We start from the raw sequence: 22438 nt of genomic DNA, 5'->3' as shown, positions 1-22438 counted from the left end.
CATGCGTAACACAGGACTGCTGACCGCCGCGTTGGTGAGTGTGGCCTTGGCCACCCCGGTTGCAGCGCAGATGAGCGCGGAAGATCAGATTACGGCCCGCCAGGGTGCGTTTCAGTTTGCGGCCTGGAACATGGGTAAAATCAAGGCGCAGGCCGTGGATGGCGACGTGGCTTACAACCAGCAACAGATGCTGGCGGCGGCGAACGCCATTGCTGCAGTGGCGAACTCTGGTCTGGGTGCTCTGTTCGGCCCGGGCACCGGAATGGACCAGAGCGAAGGCACCCGGTTGAAGCCGGAGTTCTTCGAGCAGCCGGACAAAGCCCGTGAAGTGGCGATTGGTTTCGCCCAAGCCGCCACCAAACTGCAGGAAGTGGCCGCGACCGGCGACCAGGCCGCGCTGGCGGCGCAGTTCGGTGCTGTGGGCAAATCTTGCAAGGCCTGCCACGACGCGTTCCGCGCCGAGAAGTAACCTGACTCCCGCGCCCGCCTCCGTTACCAGCCCAGATCCGGTGCGGGTGGCGGAGGCGGTGCCAGCAAGCCTCCATTGGCCGCCCACAGGGCAAAGGCGGCGATTGCCAGCGCAATCACCAGCGCCGGCAAGCCTCCGCCTTTACGGCCAACGAGGGTTTTATCCGTAACGGTCTTTTGGCCCGTGATCATTGGCTTGATCAGATTGTCTTTTTTGACCAGCGTGTAGAAAAACACCATCACGATATGCAGGGCGATCAGGGCGTATATGTACCATTCTGTGCGCTTGTGCCAGCTGGTGATCGTATCGTTCCAGCTGGATGAGACTGCCCGGTACAGGGGGCCGTTGAAGGCAATGGCATCGGTGGCGAACAATCCGGTAACGGCCTGAAAACCCAATAATCCCAGCATCGCCACTACCGACAGGGCACCGACCGGGTTGTGGCCCACGCCGCGCCACTGCCCTCGCATATAGGCCAGCACGGTGCGCGGGCCGCGCACGAATTGCTGAAACCGGGCGTAGGTCGACCCCACCAGCCCCCAGGCCAGGCGAAAGCTGAGCAAAGCCACGGTCGCCAGACCCAGGCGTTCGTGCCACACCATCCAGGTGCCGCCCAGTTTGACACTGATCAGGGCGCCGCTCACCGTCACCACCAATAACCAGTGAAACAGCCGTGTCGGCAAATCCCAGACTCGAATGGTTTTCATCGTCGGTCTCCAGCCCTTTGTTGCGAAAATCTGCGCAAGTATACCCCGTCACCGGCCGGGGCCCCAGTAGAACCACCTAGTGGGAGGCCGACAGACTACTTACTGGCCGCTATATGTTTTAAACTCCCCGCTCTCTGTGTTTTCGTGTTTCCTCAGACTTTCCGGAATTATTAATGCTGACAAATATTAAAAGTGAGTGGTTTTCCAACACTCGCGGTGACCTGCTATCGGGCACCGTGGTGGCTCTGGCGTTGATCCCGGAGGCGATTGCCTTCTCCATTATTGCCGGCGTCGACCCCAAAGTAGGGCTGTACGCCTCTTTCTGTATTGCCATCATCATCGCCTTTGCCGGCGGCCGTCCGGGCATGATTTCCGCCGCCACCGGCGCCATGGCGCTGCTGATGGTGACCCTGGTCAAAGAACACGGGCTGGAATACCTGTTAGCGGCGACCCTGCTGACCGGGGTGATCCAGATCATTGCCGGCTACCTCAAACTGGGCAGCCTGATGCGTTTTGTGTCCCGCTCGGTGGTGACCGGGTTTGTGAACGCCCTGGCGATACTGATCTTTATGGCGCAGATGCCGGAGTTGATCGGTATGGGCTGGCAGGTGTACGCGATGACGGCCGCGGGCCTGGGCATCATTTACCTGTTCCCGTTGCTGCCCCGGGTGGGCAAAATGCTGCCGTCGCCGCTGGTGTGCATCATTGTGCTGACCATCATTGCGGTATTGCTGAATCTGGATATCCGCACCGTGGGTGATATGGGCGAGCTGCCGGACACCCTGCCCATCTTCCTGTGGCCCGATGTGCCGCTGACCTGGGAAACGCTGATGATCATCCTGCCGTACTCCCTGCCACTGGCGATCGTCGGCCTGCTGGAAACCATGATGACGGCGACCATTGTGGACGATCTGACCGACACCACCAGCGACCGCAACCGGGAATGCCGGGGGCAGGGGATTGCCAACATCGGTTCCGGCTTGCTGGGTGGCATGGCCGGGTGTGCGATGATCGGTCAGTCGGTGATCAACGTGAAATCCGGCGGCCGCACCCGCTTGTCCACCTTCACCGCCGGGGTGGTGCTGCTGATCATGGTGCTGGTGCTGGACAACATTCTGGTGCAGATCCCCATGGCGGCGCTGGTGGCGGTCATGATCATGGTGTCCATCGGTACCTTCAGCTGGGATTCGATCCGTAACCTGCGCACTTACCCGTTATCCACCAACGTAGTGATGGTGGTCACAGTGATTGTGGTGGTGGCCACGCATAATCTGGCCTACGGTGTATTTGCGGGGGTGTTGCTGGCGGCCCTGTTCTTTGCCAACAAAATCGGGCACTTCATGCGGGTGCAGTCGGAGCTGGACGAAGCCAGCAACACTCGCACCTATCAGGTGGTTGGACAGGTGTTTTTCAGCTCGGCGGAAAAATTCACCGACGCCTTTGATTTCCGCGAAGGGCTCAACCGGGTGGTGATCGATCTGCATCGCGCCCACTTCTGGGACATCACCGCGGTGTCGGCGCTGGACAAAGTGGTGATCCGCTTCCGCCGGGAAGGTGCCGAAGTAGAAGTGATTGGCCTGAACGAGGCCAGCGCCACCATCGTGGACCGGTTCGGCGAGCACAACAAACCCGGCGCCGTTGATCAGCTCATGGGACACTAGAGGGGTAGTTATGTCACACGTTGTAGGATGCATTGACCGCTCCCGAGCGGCCGTTTCGGTGTGTGATTACGCCGCCTGGGCGAGTTTGCGCCTGGCGGCACCGCTGATGTTGTTTCACGTCACCGATCAGGAGCGTTACCCGGCTCCCACCGATCTGGCGGGCAACATTGGTCTGGGCAGCCGCGAACACCTGCTCGAAGAACTGGCCTCGCTGGACGAGCAGCGCGGCAAACTGGCGCTCGAGCACGGCCAGCATCTGCTGCAGGCCGCCGAACAGCGGGTACGGGAAGCGGGGGTGAGGCAGGTGCATCAGCGCCAGCGCCACGGCAGCCTGAGCGAGTCCCTGCTGGCCATCGAAGCCGACACCCGCTTGCTGGTGATCGGCCTGCACGGCGAAAGCAGCAACGACGGCAAACTGCAGGTGGGCAGCCAGCTGGAAACCGTGATTCGCAGCGTAACCCGGCCGGTGATGGTGGTCCCGGACGAGTTCACGGCACCCCGCAGCGCCATGCTGGCGTTCGATGGCAGCGACACCGCGCTCAAAGGCGTGCAGGTGCTGGCCGCCAGCCCGCTGCTTGAGGGCCTGCCGTTGCATCTGGTGATGGTGGGTGAGGACTCGGCGGAGCGCCAGCAACAGCTTGAGAGCGCCCGCAGTGTGCTGGCTCCATTGGGGTGTGAGCTCCACGTGGCCATTCGCGAAGGGGAGGTGGAAACCGCTCTGCACCAATATCAGGCCGAGCACCATATCGACCTGCTGATCATGGGCGCTTATGGCCATTCCCGCATTCGCCAGTTTCTGGTGGGCAGCACCACCACCAACATGCTCAAAACCGCCACCACCCCGCTGATCATCCTGCGTTAGCGGCCGCTCCAACCTCAGCGGTGCGGGTGCAGCAGCACGATGTCGCCGTACCAGGCGGTGGCGGCCTCGCCGGTGTTGTCCGCATCCGACATGATGCCAATGCCGACTATGGCGGGCGGCTCGCCGCCAAAGGCGCGGCGGTAGTCGGCCGCGAGGTTGCGGGTTACGGTCACCCACTGGTTGGCCCGGGCGTCACCGGAATTCACCGCCACCATCACCGTTTGATCGGTGTACGGATTGGCGATGAATTCACCGGGTGGCAACTTGTTGGCCCAGATGTAATTCAGCGCCTTGCCCGGCAATTCCTCCCCGAACAGCACCCGCACGGTGTTGCGCTTGAACTTGTCAAACCACCCCGCCCGGTCCGGCTCAAACGCGAACGCCACGTAGATGCGCGCCGGGTAGTCGTCGCCGGCTTTGCGGCGGGCGTCGCCCTGGCGGTACACCCCCGACACCTTCCAGCGCCAGCGTAATTGCAATTGATCGTCTGGTAGCAGGTTGAGCCGGGCGATCAGCCCGGAGGCGCCGCCACGGGTCTGCGCCTCCATCACCTGCACCCCGGCGTCGGTCACCAGCCGGTAGTTGCTGTGCTGGTCAATGCCGGGGAACACCAGCGGTTCCCAGCCGTCGTCCGGGCTGGCCATCACCGAGAAGGGTTTGGGGGAGGGCAGTACCGGCTGTGCCGGCACCAGTGACGGCAGCAGCACCAGCAACCACGCGGTAACAGAGGCGATGATCCAGGGCATGGGCAGTCTCCAGGGTCGACGGGCGGTGTCGGTTCACCAGTATAGCGCAGCAACGGTCACCGGCAGGAACCGTCTTGCTACCGCAACGCACAGTGTATATAGTGTCTCCATCCTCGGCGATCTACCAGATATTGTGGTCAAGACGTGATCAACGCACCACCCTGTCTGGTCTGGAAATCCGGTTAGAATCCGGAACTGACGCGCAGCGGTATTGGGGAACAAGCATGACACGGTGCCCAGGCACCAGACACTGACAGCGGCCGCTTTGGCCGGTTGGGAAGTCGTCATGCAAGGCCGGCATTTGCCACGCCCCTGAGTCCGAACACCCGCCGGGAACACAACTGCACCTTCGCGACACAGGTGAGCAGATTCGGATTCAGTGGTAGCAGATGCGCTGCGCACTCAGGGGACTGGCTTCAGCCTGTCCCGTCGTATGTGCCCTCGGCGTACCTGCATTTGCACCCCCGATCTCCTCCCCACGCGAATACCTGCATTAACGCGTACTCAGGAGATCATTATGACCACCGCCACGGCGACCCGGCCAGCACCCAGCGGCCAACCGGCCAACACCCGCTCCCTTCAGGTTATCAAACGCAACGGCAACCTCGTCAGTTTCGACCCCGGCAAAATCAGCGTGGCGGTCACCAAGGCGTTTCTGGCCGTGGAGGGCGACGACGTCATTGGCTCCGCCCGTATTCACGACAGTGTGGAGCGGGTAACCCGGCAGGTGGTCCACGCCATCAGCCGCCGTCTGCGGGCCGGCGGCAAAGTCCACATCGAAGACATTCAGGATCAGGTGGAACTGGCGCTGATGCGCGCCGAAGAGCAGCAGGTGGCCCGGGCTTACGTGCTCTACCGGGAAGCCCGCAGCCAGCAGCGTGCCCAACAGCAGCCTTTGGAAGCCCACCCCAGCCTCACCATTACCCGCTTCGACGGCAGCACCGCGCCGCTGGACGTGGGCCTGATGAAAACTCAGGTCGAGCAGGCCTGTCACGGCCTGTCGGGCGTGGATGCCGCCTCGGTGGTCGAAGAAACCCTGCGCGGTCTGTACAACGGCATCCCCGAACAGGACGTGCTCTCAGCGCTGGTGATGACCGCCCGCAGCCGCATCGAGCAAGAGCCCGACTACAGCGCGGTCACCGCCCGCCTGTTGCTGGCACAATTGCATCTGGAAACCGGCGCCATCCTCGAACTGCCCATGGAACAGTCGCTGGCACAGGTGTACCCACAGGCCCTGAAAGCCTGCATTGAAGCCGGTATCCGTTACGAATTGCTCGACCCCGCATTGGCGGCGTTTGACCTCGACCGCCTGGGTGCTGCGCTGCAACCGGAGCGCGACCACCTGTTCGGCTTCCTCGGCCTGCAAACCCTGTACGACCGGTACTTCCAGCACTGGCAAGGCCAGCGGCTGGAGCTGCCGCAAGTGTTTTTTATGCGCGTGGCCATGGGCCTGGCGCTGCGCGAAGACGACCCCAACGGCCGCGCCATCGAGTTTTACCAGCTGTTGTCGTCGTTTGATTACATGGCCTCCACGCCTACCCTGTTCAACAGCGGCACCCGTCATTCCCAGCTGTCGTCCTGCTACCTGACTACCGTCGGTGATGATCTCGGTGACATCTACAGCGCCATCAAAGACAACGCCCTGCTGTCCAAGTGGGCGGGTGGTCTGGGTAACGACTGGACCCCGGTGCGGGCGTTGGGCGCCCACATCAAGGGCACCAACGGTCAGAGCCAGGGGGTGGTACCGTTTCTGAAAGTGGTCAACGACACCGCCGTGGCGGTCAACCAGGGCGGCAAGCGCAAGGGTGCGGTGTGCGCCTATCTGGAAAGCTGGCACCTGGACATTGAGGACTTTCTGGAACTGCGCAAAAACACCGGTGACGAGCGCCGCCGCACCCACGATATGAATACCGCCAACTGGGTGCCGGATCTGCTCATGGAGCGCCTGCGCAACGACCAGCACTGGACCCTGTTCTCCCCCAACGACGTGCCCGATCTGCACGACCTGTACGGCAACGCCTTCCGTGAGCGCTATCAGCACTACGAGGCCATGGCCGCGCGGGGCGAGATCGAGCTGTTCAAAACCATCCCGGCGAAACAGCTGTGGCGCAAAATGCTCACCGTGCTGTTTGAGACCGGCCACCCGTGGATCACCTTTAAAGACCCCTGCAACCTGCGCTCCCCGCAGCAGCATCAGGGCGTGGTGCATTCCTCCAACCTGTGCACCGAAATCACCCTGAACACCAGCGCGGACGAAATCGCGGTGTGCAACCTGGGCTCCGTCAACCTGGCGGCGCACATCCACAACGGCGAGCTGGACATCAACCAGCTGGAAACCACCGTCAACACCGCCGTGCGCATGCTCGACAACGTCATCGACATCAACTTCTACGCGGTGCCCCAGGCCCGGGAGTCCAATCTGCGCCACCGCCCGGTGGGTCTGGGGTTGATGGGCTTTCAGGACGCGCTCTACAAACTCAAACTGGCCTACGCCAGCCCCGAGGCGGTGGAGTTTGCCGACCAGACCATGGAGCAGATCAGCTACTTTGCCATCCGCGCCTCCGCCCAACTGGCGGCCGAGCGGGGGGTGTACCCCAGCTACGAGGACTCCCTGTGGCACCGGGGCATCCTGCCCATTGATTCCATCAACCTGCTGCAGGACGCTCGCCTGGACGGCGACCTCACCCTCAACACCGACGCCCGGCTGGACTGGACCCCGGTACGGGAGCTGGTGGCCCAACACGGCATGCGCAACTCCAACGTCATGGCCATTGCCCCGACGGCGACCATCTCCAACATCGTCGGCGTGTCGCAATCCATCGAGCCCACCTACCAGAACCTGTTTGTGAAATCGAACCTGTCGGGGGAGTTCACCGTGGTTAACCCGGCGCTGGTCGCCGAGCTGAAAACCGCAGGCCTGTGGGACAACGTCATGGTCAACGACCTGAAGTACTACGACGGCTCGGTACAGCAGATCGACCGCATTCCGGACGAACTCAAGGCCCGCTACGCCACCGCCTTCGAGATCGACGCCCGCTGGCTGGTGGAAGCCGCCGCCCGCCGGCAGAAATGGCTCGACCAGGCCCAGAGCCTCAACCTGTACATGGCCGAACCGTCCGGTAAAAAACTCGACGCCCTGTACCAGTTGGCGTGGGAGCGGGGCCTGAAAACCACCTACTACCTGCGCTCCCTGGGCGCTACCGGCGTGAACGCCCAAGCCGCCCCGGTCGCCGCCCCGCAACCGCAAGTGTGCAGCATCGACGAACCCGACTGCGAAGCCTGTCAGTAAAAGCACAAACCTGGCGGCCAACATCCCCTCTTCCCCTGTGGAAGAGGACCGCACTGTTAATTCCCTCTCCCCTCGCGGGAGAGGATTGCACTGTAAATTCCCTCTCCCCAGGTGGGAGAGGGCCAGGGAGAGGGGGAATCTTTGCCCCTTTCGGGAACAGGCTCAAGTCTGTCCCCACCTCAACGAATCTATAGGAGTACCCCATGCTCGATTGGGACGACAACCCCGCAACATCCGCCGCCCCCACCAACTCCGATGGCCCGCGCCCGGTCAATGTTGATGACAAGCGCGTCATCAACGGCGACACCGACATCAACCAGCTGGCGCCGTTCAAGTACCCCTGGGCGTGGGAGTTCTTCATGAACGCCAACAAGAACCACTGGACCCCGCTGGACGTCAACATGACCCAGGACGTGCACGACTACCACCACCGCCTGACCCCGGCGGAGAAGCACGTCTATGAAAACGTCATCGCCTACCTGACCACCTCCGACATCATCGCCATGCGCAACATCGGTCTGGCGGTGATGGAAAAGATGAGCGCCCCCGAATTGCAGATCTACCAGGCCCGCCAGGTGTACGAGGAAGCCCTGCACACCTGGACCTACCAGCACTGCATCGAAACCCTTAACCTGGACCAGAGCGAAATCTACAACCGCTACCGGGTGGTGCCGGAGATCAACACCAAAATCCAGGTGGCCAACCGCCGTCTGGACGCCGCCATGCGCCCGGACATGAACCTGCGCAACCCGGACGATCTGCAGGAATTCATCATGTCGTACCTGTTTTTTGCGGCGGTGTTCGAAGGCTGCTGGTTCTACAACGGCTTCAGCCCCGTGTTTGCCCTGCAACGCCGTGGCCTGATGCGCGGCACCGGCGAACAGTTGCAGTACATCCTGCGGGACGAAGCCATGCACTTCGCGTTCGGCCTGAAAGTGGTCAACCAGATCCTCGAAGAAGAAAACATCAGTTTCGACCCCCAAGCGGTGCGCGACATGTGGGACGAATCCGAAGCCGCCGAGCGCGACTACGCCAACTACATTCTGCGCGACCCCATTCTCGGCTATTCCGCCGAATACCACGTCGAACAGTTCCGCTTCGTCGCCAACCGTCGCGCCCGCACCGTGGGCCTGGCAGAGCCGTTCCCCGGCGCCAAAAACGTGTCCCCCTGGCTGGACGAGCAGGCCACCATGCGCAAAGAAAAGAACTTCTTTGAGAGCCGGGTGATCGAATACCAGACCGGGACGCAACTGGAATGGTAACCACTCACTGACCGCTGAACTACACTGTAGGGGAGGGCCAAGCGCCCGCACCCACTCCTCACCCAGGGCCGCCAGTGACGCCGGCCCTGGGTAGCCGCAGGTGAACCACCATGAAAGTGGCCGTGTTCAGCACCAAGCCTTACGACCAACGCTTTCTCACTCTGGCCAACACCGGGGAGCGCCCGCACCAGCTGGAGTTTTACGAACCCCGCTTGAGCGCCGCCACCGCCACCCTCGCCCAAGGCTTTGAGGCGGTGTGCGTGTTTGTGAACGACGAGGCCAGCGCCGGCGTACTGGCCCGGTTGGCCGCCGGTGGCACCCGGGTGGTGGCGTTACGCTGCGCCGGCTTCAACAACGTGGATTTGCCCGCCGCACAGAAGCTGGGGATCGACGTGGTGCGGGTGCCCGCCTACTCGCCTTACGCGGTGGCCGAACACACCGTCGCGCTGATGCTGACGCTCAACCGCCAGATACATCGCGCCTACCACCGCATCCGCGACGGTAATTTCTCCCTGGAGGGTTTGCTTGGCTTCGATCTGCGGGGCCAGACCGTCGGCATTATCGGCACCGGCCGCATCGGTATGGAAGTGGTGCGGATCATGCGCGGCTTTGCTTGCCGGGTGTTGTGTAACGACCCGGTACCGAATCCCGAGGCCCGCAAGCTGGGAGCCGAGTACGTCAGTCGGGAGACGCTGCTCCGCAGCGCCGACATCATCACCCTGCATTGCCCGTTAACCCCACAAACCCACCATCTGATCGACGCCGGCGCGGTGGCCAGCATGAAAGCGGGGGTCATGGTGATCAACACCAGCCGGGGCGCCATCCTGGACACCAGCGCCATCATCCAGAGCCTGAAGGCCGGCCACATTGGTTACCTTGGGTTGGATGTGTACGAAGAGGAGGGCGACCTGTTTTTTGAAGACCTGTCCAACCAGGTGATCCAGGACGACGTGTTCGCGCGCCTGCTGACCTTCCCCAACGTGGTGATCACCGGCCACCAGGCGTTCTTCACCCGCAACGCCATGGAAAACATCGCCCTGACCACGCTGGGCAATCTGAATGAGCTGGAAACCACTGGGCAGTGTGCCAATCAGGTCAGCGCGTCTGCGTGAGCCGAAGGCATCCCCGGAAAGTAATCGGTGGGAATTGGGCAAACTGGCGACTCTGTATATAAAATGATCAGGTGGCGCGTGGTTTTCATTCATGAGAATTCGAACTGTATGGCCTGAATCCTGTGTTTGGTGGTTGTACGCGCTCAATGCACAACCCAACTGACGAGATAGGTATCACACAATGAAAAACACGACGCTGGTTCTCATGGTTATTCTTTTTGCAATGTGTGGGTACGTCAATGCGCAAGACAAAGCATTGATCATTTCCCATAAGGATGAAGCCCTGCAATGGGGGCCCTGTCCTGATTTCATACCAAGCGGCTGCGCAATTGCCGTTTTGCAAGGCGACCCGGCCGACCAAAACGCAGACATTTTCTTTAAAGTGCCTGGTGATTTCGAGATACCGCATCACTTCCACACCTCCCAGGAACGCATGGTATTGGTGTCTGGAACTCTGGATGTGCAATACGACAATCACGAGAAGGCGACGATAAAAGAGGGCGAGTTTGCCTATGGCCCAGCCAAACTGCCCCATTCAGCCTATTGCCACAAGGGCGACGATTGCGTGTTGTATATTGGCTTTGTCGAGCCCGTGGACGCCATGCCCATTGAAAGCACAGACGTTGAATAGCAGGGGCTTATCGCCAGGGGAAAAGACAAGGGTGTTTTGAGCCCCAGGTCGAGGTTGTTCCGCAGGGCTCACCTGCTCATGCGATACAGCCGCAACCGGACGGTGGGGGCAATGAGCTGACCTTGAACAAAGAACGATTCAGCGGGTTGATCCCGGGCATTCAGGCGCCTCGGGGGGGGCAGGGCTCGCGAATAAACCTGGCGGCGATCCGGGGTTTGTCGCGCAGCCCCGTTGAAGGCGGACGAGGGCCGGCTAGTCAGCCTGTCAAACTCTGGGCGCTGTGCGGGGTCTCGTCTTCGCTCTCGGGCTTGGCAAACCAACGGGCAATGCCCGAAGCAGCTCTGCTGAACCATGCGATTAAATCAGTCAGCAAAGCACTCGCTGGAACAAGTTTCAGTGTGCGGCCGTTGTTGTACGCAATAATCTGACCGGTGCTGTCGCTGGCGTTGATCCGGGCCGCCATAGAGGCCGCTTTCTCGGGGGTTTCGTAGTCAATAGAGAAAAGTCTTCCGTAAGTCATATTTTCCTTAACGCGTTCGTGAAGTAGCAAATCAAATGCAGCTTTTAAGTGTTACTTAAAGTATCACTAAGGCTCTGCGAATGAAACCCGGGCAGCGATTTACCTGTAGGGAAAAACCGAAGCGTCGGGTATTTCTTGTATATCAATCAATTATTACGTTTTAAGGAAAGGTCGCGAAATACGAAAGGTGTTACCAAAGTTCACGCATGGTGTTGGTTGAGCTGATTTCATCCTCTCTGTCTTGGGTTTATCCGGGTAGTCGTCGACAAAAGCCAGCAGGGCTGGGGTGACCGGCTGGCCGACACGGTTGGTAGCCTCAGCATCCGCACCAAGCCGGTGCGCTTCCCGGCAGGCGCCAGTGGCGTGCCGGACTAACCCAGCGGGCTGTGCACCCCGGCAAAGCCCTGCCCCAATACGTGGGTGTAGATTCGGGTGGTACGCAGATCGGCGTGGCCGAGCAGTTCCTGCACCGTGCGGATGTCGTTGCCGCGACGCAACAACTCTGTAGCGAAGGTATGCCGAAGTGTATGGCAGCTGGCAGGTTTACCAATATTGGAGGCGGCTACGGCGGTTTTCACCGCCTTTTGTACTGACGAGATATGAACATGGTGGCGAACAGCGTTGCCTGAATCGTCAACACAGAGGCCGTGGGAAGGAAACAGCCATTGCCATTCGAGTGAGGTATTGGCATTGGGGTATTTTCGCGCCAGTGCAAACGGCAGGCTGACCGGTGCCTGGAATGCCGTATCCCTTTCCTTCCAGCTTTTACGAATATTGTTCACATGAACTTGAAGCTGTAAAAGCAGCGGGCCTGGCATTAGCGTGGTTCGATCCTTTGCGCCCTTGCCATCACGCACGGCGATTACCTGCTGGTTAAAATCGAGATCCTTGATACGCAGCCGGCAGGCTTCTGTAACCCGCAAGCCGGAGCCGTACATCAATGATGCAATGAGCTGATAAGGCGGTGACAGTTTTGTTATGAGGGACATGGCCTCCTCATGAGATAGCACAACCGGAAGCCGCCGGGGCTTTTTCGCACGAGTAACTTCACCAATTTCACCCAGCGGGATGCCTAACACCTTGGCATAAAGAAACACTAACGCATTCAGTGCCTGGGCCTGAGTGGCTGCGGCGACATTGCGATGAACAGCAAGCCACGTAAGGAACTCGTTCACTTCCTGCGGCCCCATATCACGCGGGTGCTTCATTTTATGAAACCGAATGAAGTAGCGGGTCCAGTACCAATAGGACTTTTCAGTACGGATGCTGTAACGATTGACGCGAATCACCGCGCGGAGCTGATCCCTTAGCCGCGGTTGAGGTTGGTTGCCGTCCATGTTGGCCCCCTCGATCTTTGGTCTGTATGTTTATACAGTAGTATTGGTCGGGGAAAATGCCGAAGTCAAGCGATTACGTGGTGTTGCCCTAAAGGTTGGGCTAACCTGTTGTTAAATTGCAAAAATAAAATGGCGTGGAGAAGCCTAAATTCGGAGTTTTAGAGAATCGGCTTTTTCGCAATATCGCGGAACGCGCTCTAATAAGCTGTTATGTTGATCGGGGTAGGTCGTGCTCTCAAAGGTCATAAGTGGTGGACAAACTGGTGCTGACCGGGCGGCGCTAGATGCGGCTCTTGAGTCGGGCTTTCCAATTGGAGGAAGCTGCCCTGTAGGGCGTATGGCTGAAGATGGGCCAATCAATGACACATACACTTTGACTGAAATCGGCGGTGGTTATCGCCAGCGAACGAAGCAAAATGTTATCGATTCAGACGGCACGGCTATTTTTTACGAGTCGTATCTTCATGGGGGAACGGAAGCAACCGTTCTCTTTTGCATTCGGCAAGGCAAACCCTACAAGCTTATTGATATTGCGCTGGTTGAATCATCGCGTGCAGAAGAAGTTCTTAGCGGGTTTGTCCAAGAATTTAACGTAAGTGTATTGAATGTTGCAGGCCCTAGATCAAGCAGTTGCCCTGCAATATACCGCTATGTGAAGCAGGCGATCGGCCAGCTGATACAGCGATCAACATAACCAGGCCAGGCACGGCGACGCCATTTTCGTTGCGGCTTCGCCTCCACTACAAAGTCGCGCATGCTGGCGGCGTTAGGCAACACTTATGAGCGATTGGTACGAAATTAGGCGACAATCGGAAGCACTACTTGGCCGTGCGTATGAAGGCGTATTCAACGCTATGGGGGCCATCAATTTCGATTCTAATAATCCCCAACACGTCTTGGGGGTATCGCTGTACTGCTCGGTAGTTGAGCTTTGCCCTTCTGTACTTCTGATTGTTCAAAAGGGGCAGTTTATTGCGGTTCCGCACCTTGTCAGAGCAATGATTGAAGCTAACGTGGACCTCATCAATACTCTCAAGGACGCAGACTACCATAATCACTTGTGCGCAAATTACATTCAACGAATGATCGGGATCGTCCAGCGAGCTCACAATACTAAAGACGTGCCGTTTTTATCCGCAGCTGGCGGAATCGATGAGATCAGAAAGTGTTTAGGCCAGAAGCGCAAAGAGCTCGCTGACCTAAAACGTAAAGGATTCCCGCCACTAAATGTGGGCGAGCGCTTTGACAAGGCCAATCAAAGCTCTGAGTACGTGTCCGTTTACTCATACCTGAGCGGGTTCTCCCACAACGACATCAGTGCACTCGAAGATCGGCACATGAGGACTGAAGGTGATGGTTACAAGATAGTCCTCTTTGAGGAATTGGGTGAAAAGAACGAAGTTCATCTCCTTGATCTTGTGATAACCGTGCTCATCGGATCATCAGGTAGGGTTCATGAGTTTTTCGGCACGGGAAAGTTCGCGGAAATCAATCAGTACATGGAAGAGTCCAGTAAACTCAGACAAGCCTGGCCAATGGAGGAGACGTGAGGCCTAACAATGCCATCAAACTTGCTCCCTGCGGTCGCCGGACGCCCTTGTCAGGGCGCCGTTTATGGCAGGCGTTGGGCGGCACCGTAGAGGTCGAACACTAGTCGATCTGGAGCACAGTGATGATGGACTCACGGGCACCCGAAGGAACGATCTAACGTGAAGTTGAACCTTACGAACGAGGATAGCACCGATAGCAAAGGAAATTATATGTCAAATTCAAGTACAGCAGTTCGAACCGCGGGGGCCTGGTTCGCCGTCGCTTCCCTTTTGTTACTTGCAGCGCTAATTGTCCATGGCCCGCTCGCCCATGACCACGGCGAACAAATGAAAGATATTGCGGGTCGTGCATTAGCATGGGCCGCGATCCACTGGATTTCGGCTGCATCCTTATCCCTGTTTGCAACGGCCGGACTTATTGCGCTGACCTCCGGATCACGCCTAACTGTAAGTGCGTCGACCTTGACCGCATGGGCGGTGTTGATTTTGAGCGCCATTTGGACCATGACGACAGCCGTGGCGGAAGCGACGGTCGTGACCGATGCGGCGGTGGCCGGGAACACGGAGATGTTCGTGACGTGGTGGGCCTTCGCCGAAGGCAAGGCCGCTGGAATCGCCTTCTTTGCCTTGGCGGTTGCCGCAATCGCCGGAAACGAGGCTCAATGTTCCGAACGCGCCGTTCCAGCATGGTCCGCCTGGGTTGCTACAGGCGCTGGCGTTGCGTCCTTCGCCGGCTGGGCGCTGGGACGGTGGTTCGGCATGGATTTCGGAAACCTCCTTTGGGTGGCATCCTCAGTGCTCATGAGCGTGTGGATGATCTGGTTCGGCTACGCGCTGACGCGCTCTCGGGGTGACGCCCAACAAGGCGCTTCAGCCGACGCGGCAAAGCCGCGCGGCTGAGCTTTATCGTTAGGCACTGGTCATGATGAGTTGGATCGCTGTTCTTTTACTGACTTTTCCTGCCGCTGCATCGGCTGAAACTGAGCAGGCGTTTTATCTTTGCTCGGCCTACGTGGAGAAATCTGTAGTTGGGGAGCAGACAGATCATGGCTGGCCGGTGTTCGTCAAATTGACAGGAATTGGTACCAAAAGTTTGGGAGTTCTCACGGAAGCAAATATCGGCAAAACGGTCCGCATTGTTGTCGGTGATCGTGAGTTTTCGAGGTCGAGAATCTGGGTGCCAATTCCTAGCGGGGATTTACACGGGACATTCAGTTCCAAGGAAGTTGCTACCGATTGGCAGCGAACTTTAGCAGGCCAACTGCCTGTCGCCCCGTGCGGTGCTGGAAATTGAGTAATGCCTAACCAGTTGTTGCAGTTCGTTCCGGGCCATGAGGCCCTCCACCGGATGCCCTTTTCGCTGCGCTACAAGGGCACCGCTGAACAAAAGCGTTACGTTCTCAAACACTCCAAAAAAGGAAATAATAATGAGTGAAGCGAAAATTGAAATAAAGATAGGAGAAATCATTTTCTCCGGGGAAGGCGATCAAAATTGGCTTTCAGAGCAATTAGATAAAATCATGGACAAGGCTGAAGACCTTGTTGCTCTTGCGCCATCCAAGGTTCCACAACAACCTCAAGTAAACGAAGCTTCCCATCAGCCAGCGGACCTTTCTGATCACACTGAGATAGCTTCACAGACATTGCCTTCGTGGCTACGTTCGAATAACGCGGATACGGTACAAAATACTAAATTTCTTGCCACTGCTATCTGGATAGAAGCGAAAGGTCAAAAACGCTTACAAACAAAAGACGTTACTTCCGCATTGAGTAATGCTAATCAAAAGCGCCTTCGCAATGCTTCTGAATGCCTTAATCAGAATGTTAAGAAGGGGTACTGTGAAAAAGAAGGCAATCAGTTCTACGTCACTGAGGAAGGGAAACGCTCGTTAGGAATCAACTAGTATGGCTGAGCTAGAAAAATTACTGGGCTCGCTACCAACTGGTCTTCGTACGCCTTTGGTTAGTGAGTACAAAAAGCTAACACAAAATTACATGGAACACCGTTGGGAACCTGCTGAGTTAAGCGGGGGTAAAATCTGTGAAATTGTTTATTCAATAATAAAGGGGCATGTTGATGGGAATTACCCATCATCACCTTCTAAACCAAGAAATATGGTTATTGCATGTAGACAACTGGAAAGCGAAAGCTCTCTGCCGAGAAGTTTTCAAATATTGATCCCTAGAATGCTCCCAGCATTGTATGAAATAAGAAATAATCGAGGTGTTGGTCATGTCGTGAGTGAAATAGATGCCAATAACGTAGATGCGACCCTGGTGCTTACGATGGTTAACTGGATTATGTCTGAACTCGTCAGGGTATTTAATACGGGTAGCTTAGAAGATGCTCAGTTAGCAGTTGATGCTTTGGCTCAAAGGAATACGCCACTTGTGTGGGATAGTAAAGGCTTCAAAAAGGTTCTTTCACCAACAATGAACTTGAAAGATCAAATTTTGTTGCTGGCATCATCAACCGACGAAGATGTAACTATCCAAGAGTTAATGGAGTGGACAGAATCAACTAACAAGACCCATTACATAAGAATCTTAAAAGCACTCCATAAAGAAAAACTCATTCACTTTGACAACTCAGAGCAAAAGATTACTCTTCTGCCTGCTGGTAGCAACAACGTAGCAAGTATTGTTGAGTCTCATGCATGAACGTAACAAGCGCATTTTGTCGGACTGGTTTTCCGCTGCGCTCCAAACCAGCCGCAAATGCGAGCGTTAATTTCTAAACCAAAACCAACCTGAGAGGAGGAGAAGTGTGCTGTACCTCATAGCATTGATCATGGGTTACTTTGCCGGTACGAATGCTCTTGTTCAAAAACAGGCAATGAGGTTTGCCGGCACTAGATTTGCGAATCCTGTAATGGGCACGTTATCTGCGCTAGGTGCTTTGGGGGGCTGGTTCTGTATTCTACCCGCCGCTTATTTCGTCGGCTCCGATTACGGAAATGGCTTTCTTGAGGGTTTTTACTTTGTGATGGCCTCGCTTGGTGGCGTGTTGGTGTCAGGCATGCTTCAGATAGCAGGGTTGAACTACCTTCTGGCCGCGATCACGGTTTTTGTAAATATTGGCCTGGCTATTCTTGTGTACACGATGACCTAAATAAACGTTAAATGCTAAGGGCGATACAAATCTGATGTTGAGAACGTTAATAATCATATTGGGCATAATCGCTATTAGTGGTTGTGCTAGTAGTGGCAGGGTTGTTCATATTTCAGACGCCCCGGTTGTAGGCCCAAAGATGATTGCACTTGATGCGCCGAGCGCCCCTTGGGTAATAGAAATACAAAACAAACTCAAGCAGAAAGGCTTTAAGGTTTTACGCTGGAGTTCTCGTACAAGGGTCTCAGAACAAACTGCAAGCAATCGAGTAGAGACATTCAATGAGGCTGAAACTCGTTATGTCTTGGTCATAGATGGGTACGCTCCCTATGACTGGGCAAATAGATGCTTTGGAGGCGGCTACCGATTTGGCTATATAAGTACAGATCTTGTAGATGTTGCTACGAATGAAACAATATTAAACGTAAATGGCTCGGGATATTCTGAGAACTGCCCCCCAATGAGTGGAACTATATTTTCAGATATCGCGAGCGCTGTTAATGGGGCATGGGAACAATAGCATTTAACAAGTCAATCAACTTCGCGCCTCCGGCGCCGGACGCAGCATAGCTGCGCCGGTTATTGAGGCGTTAGAAGTATTGGCGCCAATGTCTGAGCTGGCCTTTGAAGTGGAGGGAAGATGAAAGAAGGGATCTCTAGATTTGATGATTTTTGGGCGCTCCACGTGAATGGGTATATTTTCCTGCTCTCGGGCAAAGATTTTTCTGAAGCTACCCAAACCGCCAAGAAAAAGTTCGGAGAGACGGTGTGGGCGCAATTTCTCATGGCAGTTTCGAGCTTTTCAAGACTGTCGGATGCGAAGCGCCATGCCAGCATTGAACGTGACACAGTTAAAGCCATTCAAAACTTCTTTCAACAGAATCCAAGATCAATCCCGCAATACAAGTTCGTGGGCAAAGAGGCTGTAACCGTCGCATCCACATTCATCGAGGCTTGCACCACATGTCCCGCATCCAAGGGCTTGTTTACATGGGAAGAAATCCAGATCGATGGTAAAAACCAATGGACTCTCCGCGAATATTATTCTCAAAGCCTTGTTGAGCGCTTAAGCAACAAAAAAAGATTAGCGAAGACGGTGCCTATCACTCCATCGAAGATTGAAGAGCTGAATGGTAACTCAACTGATTTCACAATCCGCGTAGCTGGGGATTGGCTCCGGATATGTCACGAAGGAGTTCGTGCTCCATGAGTAATCGCGTCACTCGGGAGGATCTAAACACTTCTAACCAGGCCATGCACCGGATGCCAAACCCTCCGCTTCGCTGCGGTTTTGTCACCGGTGATGGCGGGCGTTATAAGTCACCAGGATTGAGAGCATGCCTAGAATTTTCAGTATCGGAAACCTGAATGCCATCAGCGTCTATTGCGCTTGGGCGATGCTATTGATTGGCGGTTTTTATTTTGTTTATACACTGGCCACTGAGGGTGGAAGTGGCAGCACTTTGATCCGGCTGTTTTATGGTTTTTTCGCCTTTGTCTTAGTGCATTTTGTTTTAGCATTTTTCGTCCGCTGCCCACATTGCGAACGGTGCCTCACGATTCAAACTTCTAAGCAGCCACATTCAGGTTCAAGCGGAAATTGGGCATCGGTCGTCGCAAACTGGTTCAGCGGTTCAGTCATGTGCATCCATTGCGGTAATCGTGTTGATACAAAAAACTTATAACAATACGCACCAGTACGCGGCCGATGGCCGCCGGACGTCCCTGACGGGCCGCCGCTGTGCTCTGCGTTGAGGCTGTAGAAAAACCCCAAACCAGACGGGTTTTGGTAGCATTGAGCAAACTGACAAGGAGCCGTCGGCATGCCCCGCTTCAAGCACTACAACTACGACCAGGATGCGATGGTCGTGATCAACTACCAGGAACAGCTCCAGCCCGGCACCTTCGAACACGCCGTTCATTACCTGATTGAACACAAGCTGGATCTGTCGGTTTTTCACCCCAAGTACCGCAACGACGACACCGGCCGCACGGCCTACGATCCCGCCATTCTTTTGAAGATCATTCTGTTCGCCTACTCCAAAGGCATCACCTCCAGCCGCGAGATCCAGTGGTGCTGCGAGACCAACATCATCTTCAAAGCCCTGTCTTGCGATACCGTCCCGCACTTCACCACCCTGGCCAAGTTCGTCAGCCAGCACGCCGATGAGATCGAGGCGCTGTTTGAACAGGTGTTGCTGGTGTGCCACGAACAAGGTCTGCTGGGCAACGAGCTGTTCGCCATCGACGGCTGCAAAATGTCTTCCAACGCCGCCAAAGAATGGTCGGGCACCTTTAAAGAGCTGGGTGAAAAGCGGGACAAGTTGAAACGCCTGATTCGTCATCATCTGCGTGAACACCACGAACGGGATGAGGCTGAAACCGAAGCGGAACTGGACCGGGATATCCGCCGCGCCAAAACCATCCTGTCACTGGATGAAGCGATGAACAAAGTAGACCGCTTCCTAAAGACGAGCAGCCCAAGGATGGGCCAAGGGAAACGGCGCAAGGAAGTGAAGAGCAACATCACCGATAACGAAAGTGCCAAAATGACCACCAGCAAGGGTACGATCCAGGGCTATAACGGCGTAACCACGGTGGACAAAAAACACCAAATCATCATCGATGCCCAGGCCTTCGGCGAAGGGCAAGAACACCACACCTTAAAGCCGGTGTTGGAGGCAGTTCAGCAGCGCTATAAAAAGCTGGGCATCGCCGACAACATCTATCAAACCGGCGCCATTGTCACCGCCGATACCGGCTTCGCCAACGAAGCCAATATGCAGTATCTACACGAACGAGGGATCAACGGTTATGTGCCGGACAACAAGTTCCGAAGCCGGGACCCGAAGTTCGCGCAGCAGAAAGACAAGTACGGAAAACGGCACCAGAACCAGCCGAAGACCGGCTGGAAACAGGTAATCCCGGCCAGTGAATTTCAGTTCGACCCCGTCGCGATGACCTGCATCTGCCCCGCTGGAGAACCCTTGCATTACGAAGGAACTCGGAACGACCAAAGTGGCGTACCAAGAGCCCACTTCCAAGGGCGATTGCTGCAGTGTCGCCCTTGCCCCAAGAAGCACCAATGTATGCAAAACCCCAGCTCAGCGGATCACCGAAAAGGCAAAGGAAGACAGGTCTCTTATACCTTGGACATTAGGCGAGGCCCGACCTTTACCGACTGGATGAAACGCAGGGTGGACAGCCAGCACGGCAAAGAAGTCTACAGTCATCGCATGTCGGTGGTGGAACCCGTGTTCGGCAACATCGGCACCAACAAAGGCCTGAATCGCTTTAGCGTGCGAGGCAAAAAGAAGGTGCAGGGTCAGTGGCAATTGTATTGCCTGGTGCACAACATTGAGAAACTGGCGAACTACGGGCAGTTAGCGGCATGAGGCTGGGCTATGATGCAGCCAGGAATGGTCCTCAGGGCGCAAAATGAGCGATTTGTGAGGCTGAATATCCATAACGGGCCGGTGTTGCCGAAAAATTAACAAACTTGCGCCAGTTGATCGCGAGTGATGAAAAATAACAAAGCGGCTGTGGATCTGGCTCTATGAAGGGTTTTTCTACAGGCTCGTTATACGGCTTAACATAAACTTCAGTAACAAGATTGGATGGTAACATGACACACTATATCGACGGATTCGTACTTCCCGTGCCTCGCGACCATCTAAAGACATATGAAGAAGTTATTGCAAAGGTTGCGGAGATTTGGAAGGAACATGGCGCACTCGATTACTCAGAATATGTTGGTGACGATTTTAGCTTGGAGGGCACCCGATCTTTTGCTGATGTCGCAAACGCAAAAAAAGATGAAGCCATCATCTTTGGGTGGATCGTATTTGAATCTCGTGAGGCGCGCGATCTTGCAAATGAGAGAGTCGCAGCTGATCCAAGGATGGTGGATTTGATCAACCCACTGACTAATACATCGAGGCCGATTTTTGACGCTAAACGGATGATGTATGGAGGGTTCCGGTCGCTCGTTCAATCATCTAATTAGAGCGCTGTATAGTTGCGGCGTTATGTGGCTTTGTGAAATGCGGCGACTAGAATGAGGTTTGGGAACAATAGACGCCCAAAGGAGACAGCTATGGCTAAAGGTGGTAGCGGTTCAAAAAGCGGTGGACGAGGCCCATCCAGTCATCCAGGGCCGGGGGGAAATTGGCCTAGCACCACAGGCAATCCATCAGGTGGCGGACGGGGTAACGGCCCATCAAAAGGCAAGTAAATGTAGTTTTGGCGAGTCACTTAAAAAAAGTCGCGGGTGGCTCGCCTACATAACCATTCATTCCAGTCTGTTCCGGCCCTGAAGGGCCTGTACCGGACGGCCTCTTCTCCGCTTCGCTGCAAAAATGCCGCCGCTGAATTTTGGCGTTTAACCCTTTCACCCGTCACCTTGCAACAGTCCGTCAATGACGTATATTGGTGGTCATGTTTACTATGATTGAAACCCCTACATTCGAAACAGATGCCAGAAAAATCTGGAGCGAGGAAGAGCGGAATGCGTTCTTCGCTTGGTTGGCAGCCAACCCAGAAATCGGCGATCCCATTCCGGGAAGCGGTGGATGTAGAAAGGTTCGATGATCGGTAGCGGGTTCAGGGAAGCGTGGTGGAGTGAGAGTCATCCACTTCACCAGATTGGCAAATGGCGAGATCTGGTTGTTGGCGTTCTACAAGAAAGCCGTTAAGGAGAACATACCCGCGCATACCCTGAAGTCAATTCGTGAGGTATTGGAAAATGAGTAATGAGACTCTGAGTGCTGAAGGACTTGGTAACAAGCTGCTCCAATCTGTCAAAGAAATGAAAGCGGGCAAAGCCGCACGGGTCAGTCGTGTGAAACCAAACGAGGTCGCAGAGGCGCGTGGCAAAACTGGCCTCTCGCAGCGAGAGTTTGCAGAGGCACTCCATATTTCTCCGCGCACTCTACAGGAATGGGAGCAGGGGCGACGTAAACCTTCCGGGCCGGCAAAGGCGCTCATCGAGATTGCTCTCCGCCATCCGGAGGTGATTCGGGAAGATCTTGAACTCAGGGGTTAACAAGGTGGTCAACGGGAAGCCAACTACGCTGCGCTCCGTTGCCGCCCATTACCACTGACGTCAGAGCGCACGTGCGCCAATACGCCACCGTATTCTCCTCCATTCTCCTTGGTTGCGGAGGGAAACCTTCCGGCAC

General features: G+C 56.1%; 23 protein-coding genes and 1 riboswitch. Of the genes, 19 read left to right on the top strand and 4 right to left on the bottom strand.

The window, feature by feature from the left end:
* Nucleotide 1 precedes the first annotated feature (1 nt).
* Entirely contained in the window at nt 2-469 is a 468-nt protein-coding gene (locus BG841_RS05745) for a c-type cytochrome (RefSeq protein WP_070056782.1), read from the top strand.
* A gap of 23 nt (nt 470-492) precedes the next feature.
* On the opposite strand, the gene BG841_RS05740 is transcribed toward BG841_RS05745, so the two are convergent.
* A complete protein-coding gene (locus BG841_RS05740) occupies nt 493-1176 on the bottom strand; it encodes a cytochrome b/b6 domain-containing protein (protein ID WP_070056781.1) in 684 nt (227 codons plus the stop codon).
* A 173-nt stretch (nt 1177-1349) separates the two neighbouring features.
* Here BG841_RS05740 and BG841_RS05735 point away from each other — a divergent pair, with 173 nt between their 5' ends.
* Nucleotides 1350-2837, top strand: coding sequence for a SulP family inorganic anion transporter (locus tag BG841_RS05735; protein WP_070056780.1), 1488 nt, complete (start codon nt 1350-1352; stop codon nt 2835-2837).
* A 10-nt stretch (nt 2838-2847) separates the two neighbouring features.
* A complete protein-coding gene (locus tag BG841_RS05730) occupies nt 2848-3699 on the top strand; it encodes a universal stress protein (protein ID WP_083260188.1) in 852 nt (283 codons plus the stop codon).
* A gap of 14 nt (nt 3700-3713) precedes the next feature.
* Here BG841_RS05730 and BG841_RS05725 read toward each other — a convergent pair whose 3' ends face one another.
* Nucleotides 3714-4445, bottom strand: coding sequence for a DUF3047 domain-containing protein (locus BG841_RS05725; RefSeq protein ID WP_070056778.1), 732 nt, complete (start codon nt 4443-4445; stop codon nt 3714-3716).
* Between the two features lie 128 nt (nt 4446-4573).
* Nucleotides 4574-4794, top strand: a riboswitch (cobalamin riboswitch).
* Between the two features lie 168 nt (nt 4795-4962).
* On the opposite strand from BG841_RS05725, the gene BG841_RS05720 reads away from it, so the two are divergent.
* From BG841_RS05720 to BG841_RS05705, 4 genes are all read left to right on the top strand, one after another.
* On the top strand, nt 4963-7734 hold the full coding sequence (locus BG841_RS05720; protein WP_070056777.1) for a ribonucleoside-diphosphate reductase subunit alpha: 2772 nt from the start codon (nt 4963-4965) through the stop codon (nt 7732-7734).
* Nucleotides 7735-7937: 203 nt separating this feature from the next.
* Nucleotides 7938-8996: a ribonucleotide-diphosphate reductase subunit beta gene (locus BG841_RS05715; RefSeq protein ID WP_070056776.1), complete on the top strand. Its 1059-nt coding sequence runs from the start codon at nt 7938-7940 to the stop codon at nt 8994-8996.
* 110 nt (nt 8997-9106) lie between these two features.
* The gene (locus BG841_RS05710) at nt 9107-10108 is read left to right on the top strand and encodes a 2-hydroxyacid dehydrogenase (RefSeq protein ID WP_070056775.1); all 1002 of its coding nucleotides are present in this window, start codon (nt 9107-9109) and stop codon (nt 10106-10108) included.
* Between the two features lie 181 nt (nt 10109-10289).
* Nucleotides 10290-10739 (top strand): cupin domain-containing protein, encoded by a 450-nt coding sequence (locus BG841_RS05705; protein WP_070056774.1) that lies wholly within the window; start codon nt 10290-10292, stop codon nt 10737-10739.
* 256 nt (nt 10740-10995) lie between these two features.
* On the opposite strand, the gene BG841_RS05700 is transcribed toward BG841_RS05705, so the two are convergent.
* Both BG841_RS05700 and BG841_RS05695 read right to left on the bottom strand, forming a co-directional pair.
* Nucleotides 10996-11259 (bottom strand): hypothetical protein, encoded by a 264-nt coding sequence (locus tag BG841_RS05700; RefSeq protein ID WP_070056773.1) that lies wholly within the window; start codon nt 11257-11259, stop codon nt 10996-10998.
* Between the two features lie 371 nt (nt 11260-11630).
* Nucleotides 11631-12596: an integron integrase gene (locus tag BG841_RS05695; RefSeq protein WP_070056772.1), complete on the bottom strand. Its 966-nt coding sequence runs from the start codon at nt 12594-12596 to the stop codon at nt 11631-11633.
* Nucleotides 12597-12825: 229 nt separating this feature from the next.
* Between BG841_RS05695 and BG841_RS16425 the strand changes: the two genes are divergently transcribed.
* The 12 genes from BG841_RS16425 to BG841_RS05645 all read left to right on the top strand — a co-directional run bounded on the left by BG841_RS16425 (nt 12826) and on the right by BG841_RS05645 (nt 22302).
* The gene (locus BG841_RS16425; protein WP_074454290.1) at nt 12826-13290 is read left to right on the top strand and encodes a YpsA SLOG family protein; all 465 of its coding nucleotides are present in this window, start codon (nt 12826-12828) and stop codon (nt 13288-13290) included.
* An 85-nt stretch (nt 13291-13375) separates the two neighbouring features.
* Nucleotides 13376-14146: a DUF5677 domain-containing protein gene (locus tag BG841_RS05690; RefSeq protein ID WP_141737066.1), complete on the top strand. Its 771-nt coding sequence runs from the start codon at nt 13376-13378 to the stop codon at nt 14144-14146.
* Between the two features lie 159 nt (nt 14147-14305).
* Entirely contained in the window at nt 14306-15046 is a 741-nt protein-coding gene (locus tag BG841_RS05685; RefSeq protein ID WP_070056770.1) for a hypothetical protein, read from the top strand.
* Between the two features lie 22 nt (nt 15047-15068).
* Entirely contained in the window at nt 15069-15440 is a 372-nt protein-coding gene (locus tag BG841_RS16835; protein ID WP_141737065.1) for a hypothetical protein, read from the top strand.
* Between the two features lie 133 nt (nt 15441-15573).
* Complete coding sequence (locus BG841_RS05680) at nt 15574-16050, top strand: hypothetical protein (protein ID WP_070056769.1); 477 nt, start codon at nt 15574-15576, stop codon at nt 16048-16050.
* 1 nt (nt 16051) lies between these two features.
* Nucleotides 16052-16807, top strand: a complete 756-nt coding sequence (locus BG841_RS16830) for a hypothetical protein (RefSeq protein WP_141737064.1) — start codon at nt 16052-16054, stop codon at nt 16805-16807.
* A 106-nt stretch (nt 16808-16913) separates the two neighbouring features.
* Nucleotides 16914-17258 (top strand): hypothetical protein, encoded by a 345-nt coding sequence (locus BG841_RS05670; RefSeq protein ID WP_070056767.1) that lies wholly within the window; start codon nt 16914-16916, stop codon nt 17256-17258.
* A 640-nt stretch (nt 17259-17898) separates the two neighbouring features.
* Nucleotides 17899-18468: a hypothetical protein gene (locus tag BG841_RS05665; RefSeq protein ID WP_070056766.1), complete on the top strand. Its 570-nt coding sequence runs from the start codon at nt 17899-17901 to the stop codon at nt 18466-18468.
* Between the two features lie 127 nt (nt 18469-18595).
* Nucleotides 18596-18943, top strand: a complete 348-nt coding sequence (locus BG841_RS16820; protein ID WP_141737063.1) for a hypothetical protein — start codon at nt 18596-18598, stop codon at nt 18941-18943.
* A 138-nt stretch (nt 18944-19081) separates the two neighbouring features.
* Entirely contained in the window at nt 19082-20653 is a 1572-nt protein-coding gene (locus BG841_RS05660) for an IS1182 family transposase (RefSeq protein WP_070056765.1), read from the top strand.
* Nucleotides 20654-20883: 230 nt separating this feature from the next.
* Nucleotides 20884-21264: a DUF1428 domain-containing protein gene (locus tag BG841_RS05655; protein ID WP_070056764.1), complete on the top strand. Its 381-nt coding sequence runs from the start codon at nt 20884-20886 to the stop codon at nt 21262-21264.
* Nucleotides 21265-22002: 738 nt separating this feature from the next.
* Nucleotides 22003-22302: a helix-turn-helix domain-containing protein gene (locus tag BG841_RS05645; RefSeq protein ID WP_070056763.1), complete on the top strand. Its 300-nt coding sequence runs from the start codon at nt 22003-22005 to the stop codon at nt 22300-22302.
* The last annotated feature ends 136 nt before the right edge of the window (nt 22303-22438 follow it).

It is taken from the genome of Marinobacter sp. X15-166B, assembly GCF_001752365.1.
Lineage (GTDB): Bacteria > Pseudomonadota > Gammaproteobacteria > Pseudomonadales > Oleiphilaceae > Marinobacter.
The sequence above is the reverse complement of the archived record's forward strand: the minus strand, read 5'-3'. Positions and strand labels throughout refer to the sequence as shown.

Bases quoted from the DNA above. Each gene is read 5' to 3' on its own strand.
- BG841_RS05745 (WP_070056782.1), top strand. From the start codon at position 2: ATGCGTAACACAGGACTGCTGACCGCCGCGTTGGTGAGTGTGGCCTTG.
- BG841_RS05740 (WP_070056781.1), bottom strand. From the start codon at position 1,176: ATGAAAACCATTCGAGTCTGGGATTTGCCGACACGGCTGTTTCACTGG.
- BG841_RS05735 (WP_070056780.1), top strand. From the start codon at position 1,350: ATGCTGACAAATATTAAAAGTGAGTGGTTTTCCAACACTCGCGGTGAC.
- BG841_RS05730 (WP_083260188.1), top strand. From the start codon at position 2,848: ATGTCACACGTTGTAGGATGCATTGACCGCTCCCGAGCGGCCGTTTCG.
- BG841_RS05725 (WP_070056778.1), bottom strand. From the start codon at position 4,445: ATGCCCTGGATCATCGCCTCTGTTACCGCGTGGTTGCTGGTGCTGCTG.
- BG841_RS05720 (WP_070056777.1), top strand. From the start codon at position 4,963: ATGACCACCGCCACGGCGACCCGGCCAGCACCCAGCGGCCAACCGGCC.
- BG841_RS05715 (WP_070056776.1), top strand. From the start codon at position 7,938: ATGCTCGATTGGGACGACAACCCCGCAACATCCGCCGCCCCCACCAAC.
- BG841_RS05710 (WP_070056775.1), top strand. From the start codon at position 9,107: ATGAAAGTGGCCGTGTTCAGCACCAAGCCTTACGACCAACGCTTTCTC.
- BG841_RS05705 (WP_070056774.1), top strand. From the start codon at position 10,290: ATGAAAAACACGACGCTGGTTCTCATGGTTATTCTTTTTGCAATGTGT.
- BG841_RS05700 (WP_070056773.1), bottom strand. From the start codon at position 11,259: ATGACTTACGGAAGACTTTTCTCTATTGACTACGAAACCCCCGAGAAA.
- BG841_RS05695 (WP_070056772.1), bottom strand. From the start codon at position 12,596: ATGGACGGCAACCAACCTCAACCGCGGCTAAGGGATCAGCTCCGCGCG.
- BG841_RS05690 (WP_141737066.1), top strand. From the start codon at position 13,376: ATGAGCGATTGGTACGAAATTAGGCGACAATCGGAAGCACTACTTGGC.
- BG841_RS16835 (WP_141737065.1), top strand. From the start codon at position 15,069: ATGATGAGTTGGATCGCTGTTCTTTTACTGACTTTTCCTGCCGCTGCA.
- BG841_RS05680 (WP_070056769.1), top strand. From the start codon at position 15,574: ATGAGTGAAGCGAAAATTGAAATAAAGATAGGAGAAATCATTTTCTCC.
- BG841_RS16830 (WP_141737064.1), top strand. From the start codon at position 16,052: ATGGCTGAGCTAGAAAAATTACTGGGCTCGCTACCAACTGGTCTTCGT.
- BG841_RS05665 (WP_070056766.1), top strand. From the start codon at position 17,899: ATGAAAGAAGGGATCTCTAGATTTGATGATTTTTGGGCGCTCCACGTG.
- BG841_RS16820 (WP_141737063.1), top strand. From the start codon at position 18,596: ATGCCTAGAATTTTCAGTATCGGAAACCTGAATGCCATCAGCGTCTAT.
- BG841_RS05660 (WP_070056765.1), top strand. From the start codon at position 19,082: ATGCCCCGCTTCAAGCACTACAACTACGACCAGGATGCGATGGTCGTG.
- BG841_RS05655 (WP_070056764.1), top strand. From the start codon at position 20,884: ATGACACACTATATCGACGGATTCGTACTTCCCGTGCCTCGCGACCAT.
- BG841_RS05645 (WP_070056763.1), top strand. From the start codon at position 22,003: ATGAGTAATGAGACTCTGAGTGCTGAAGGACTTGGTAACAAGCTGCTC.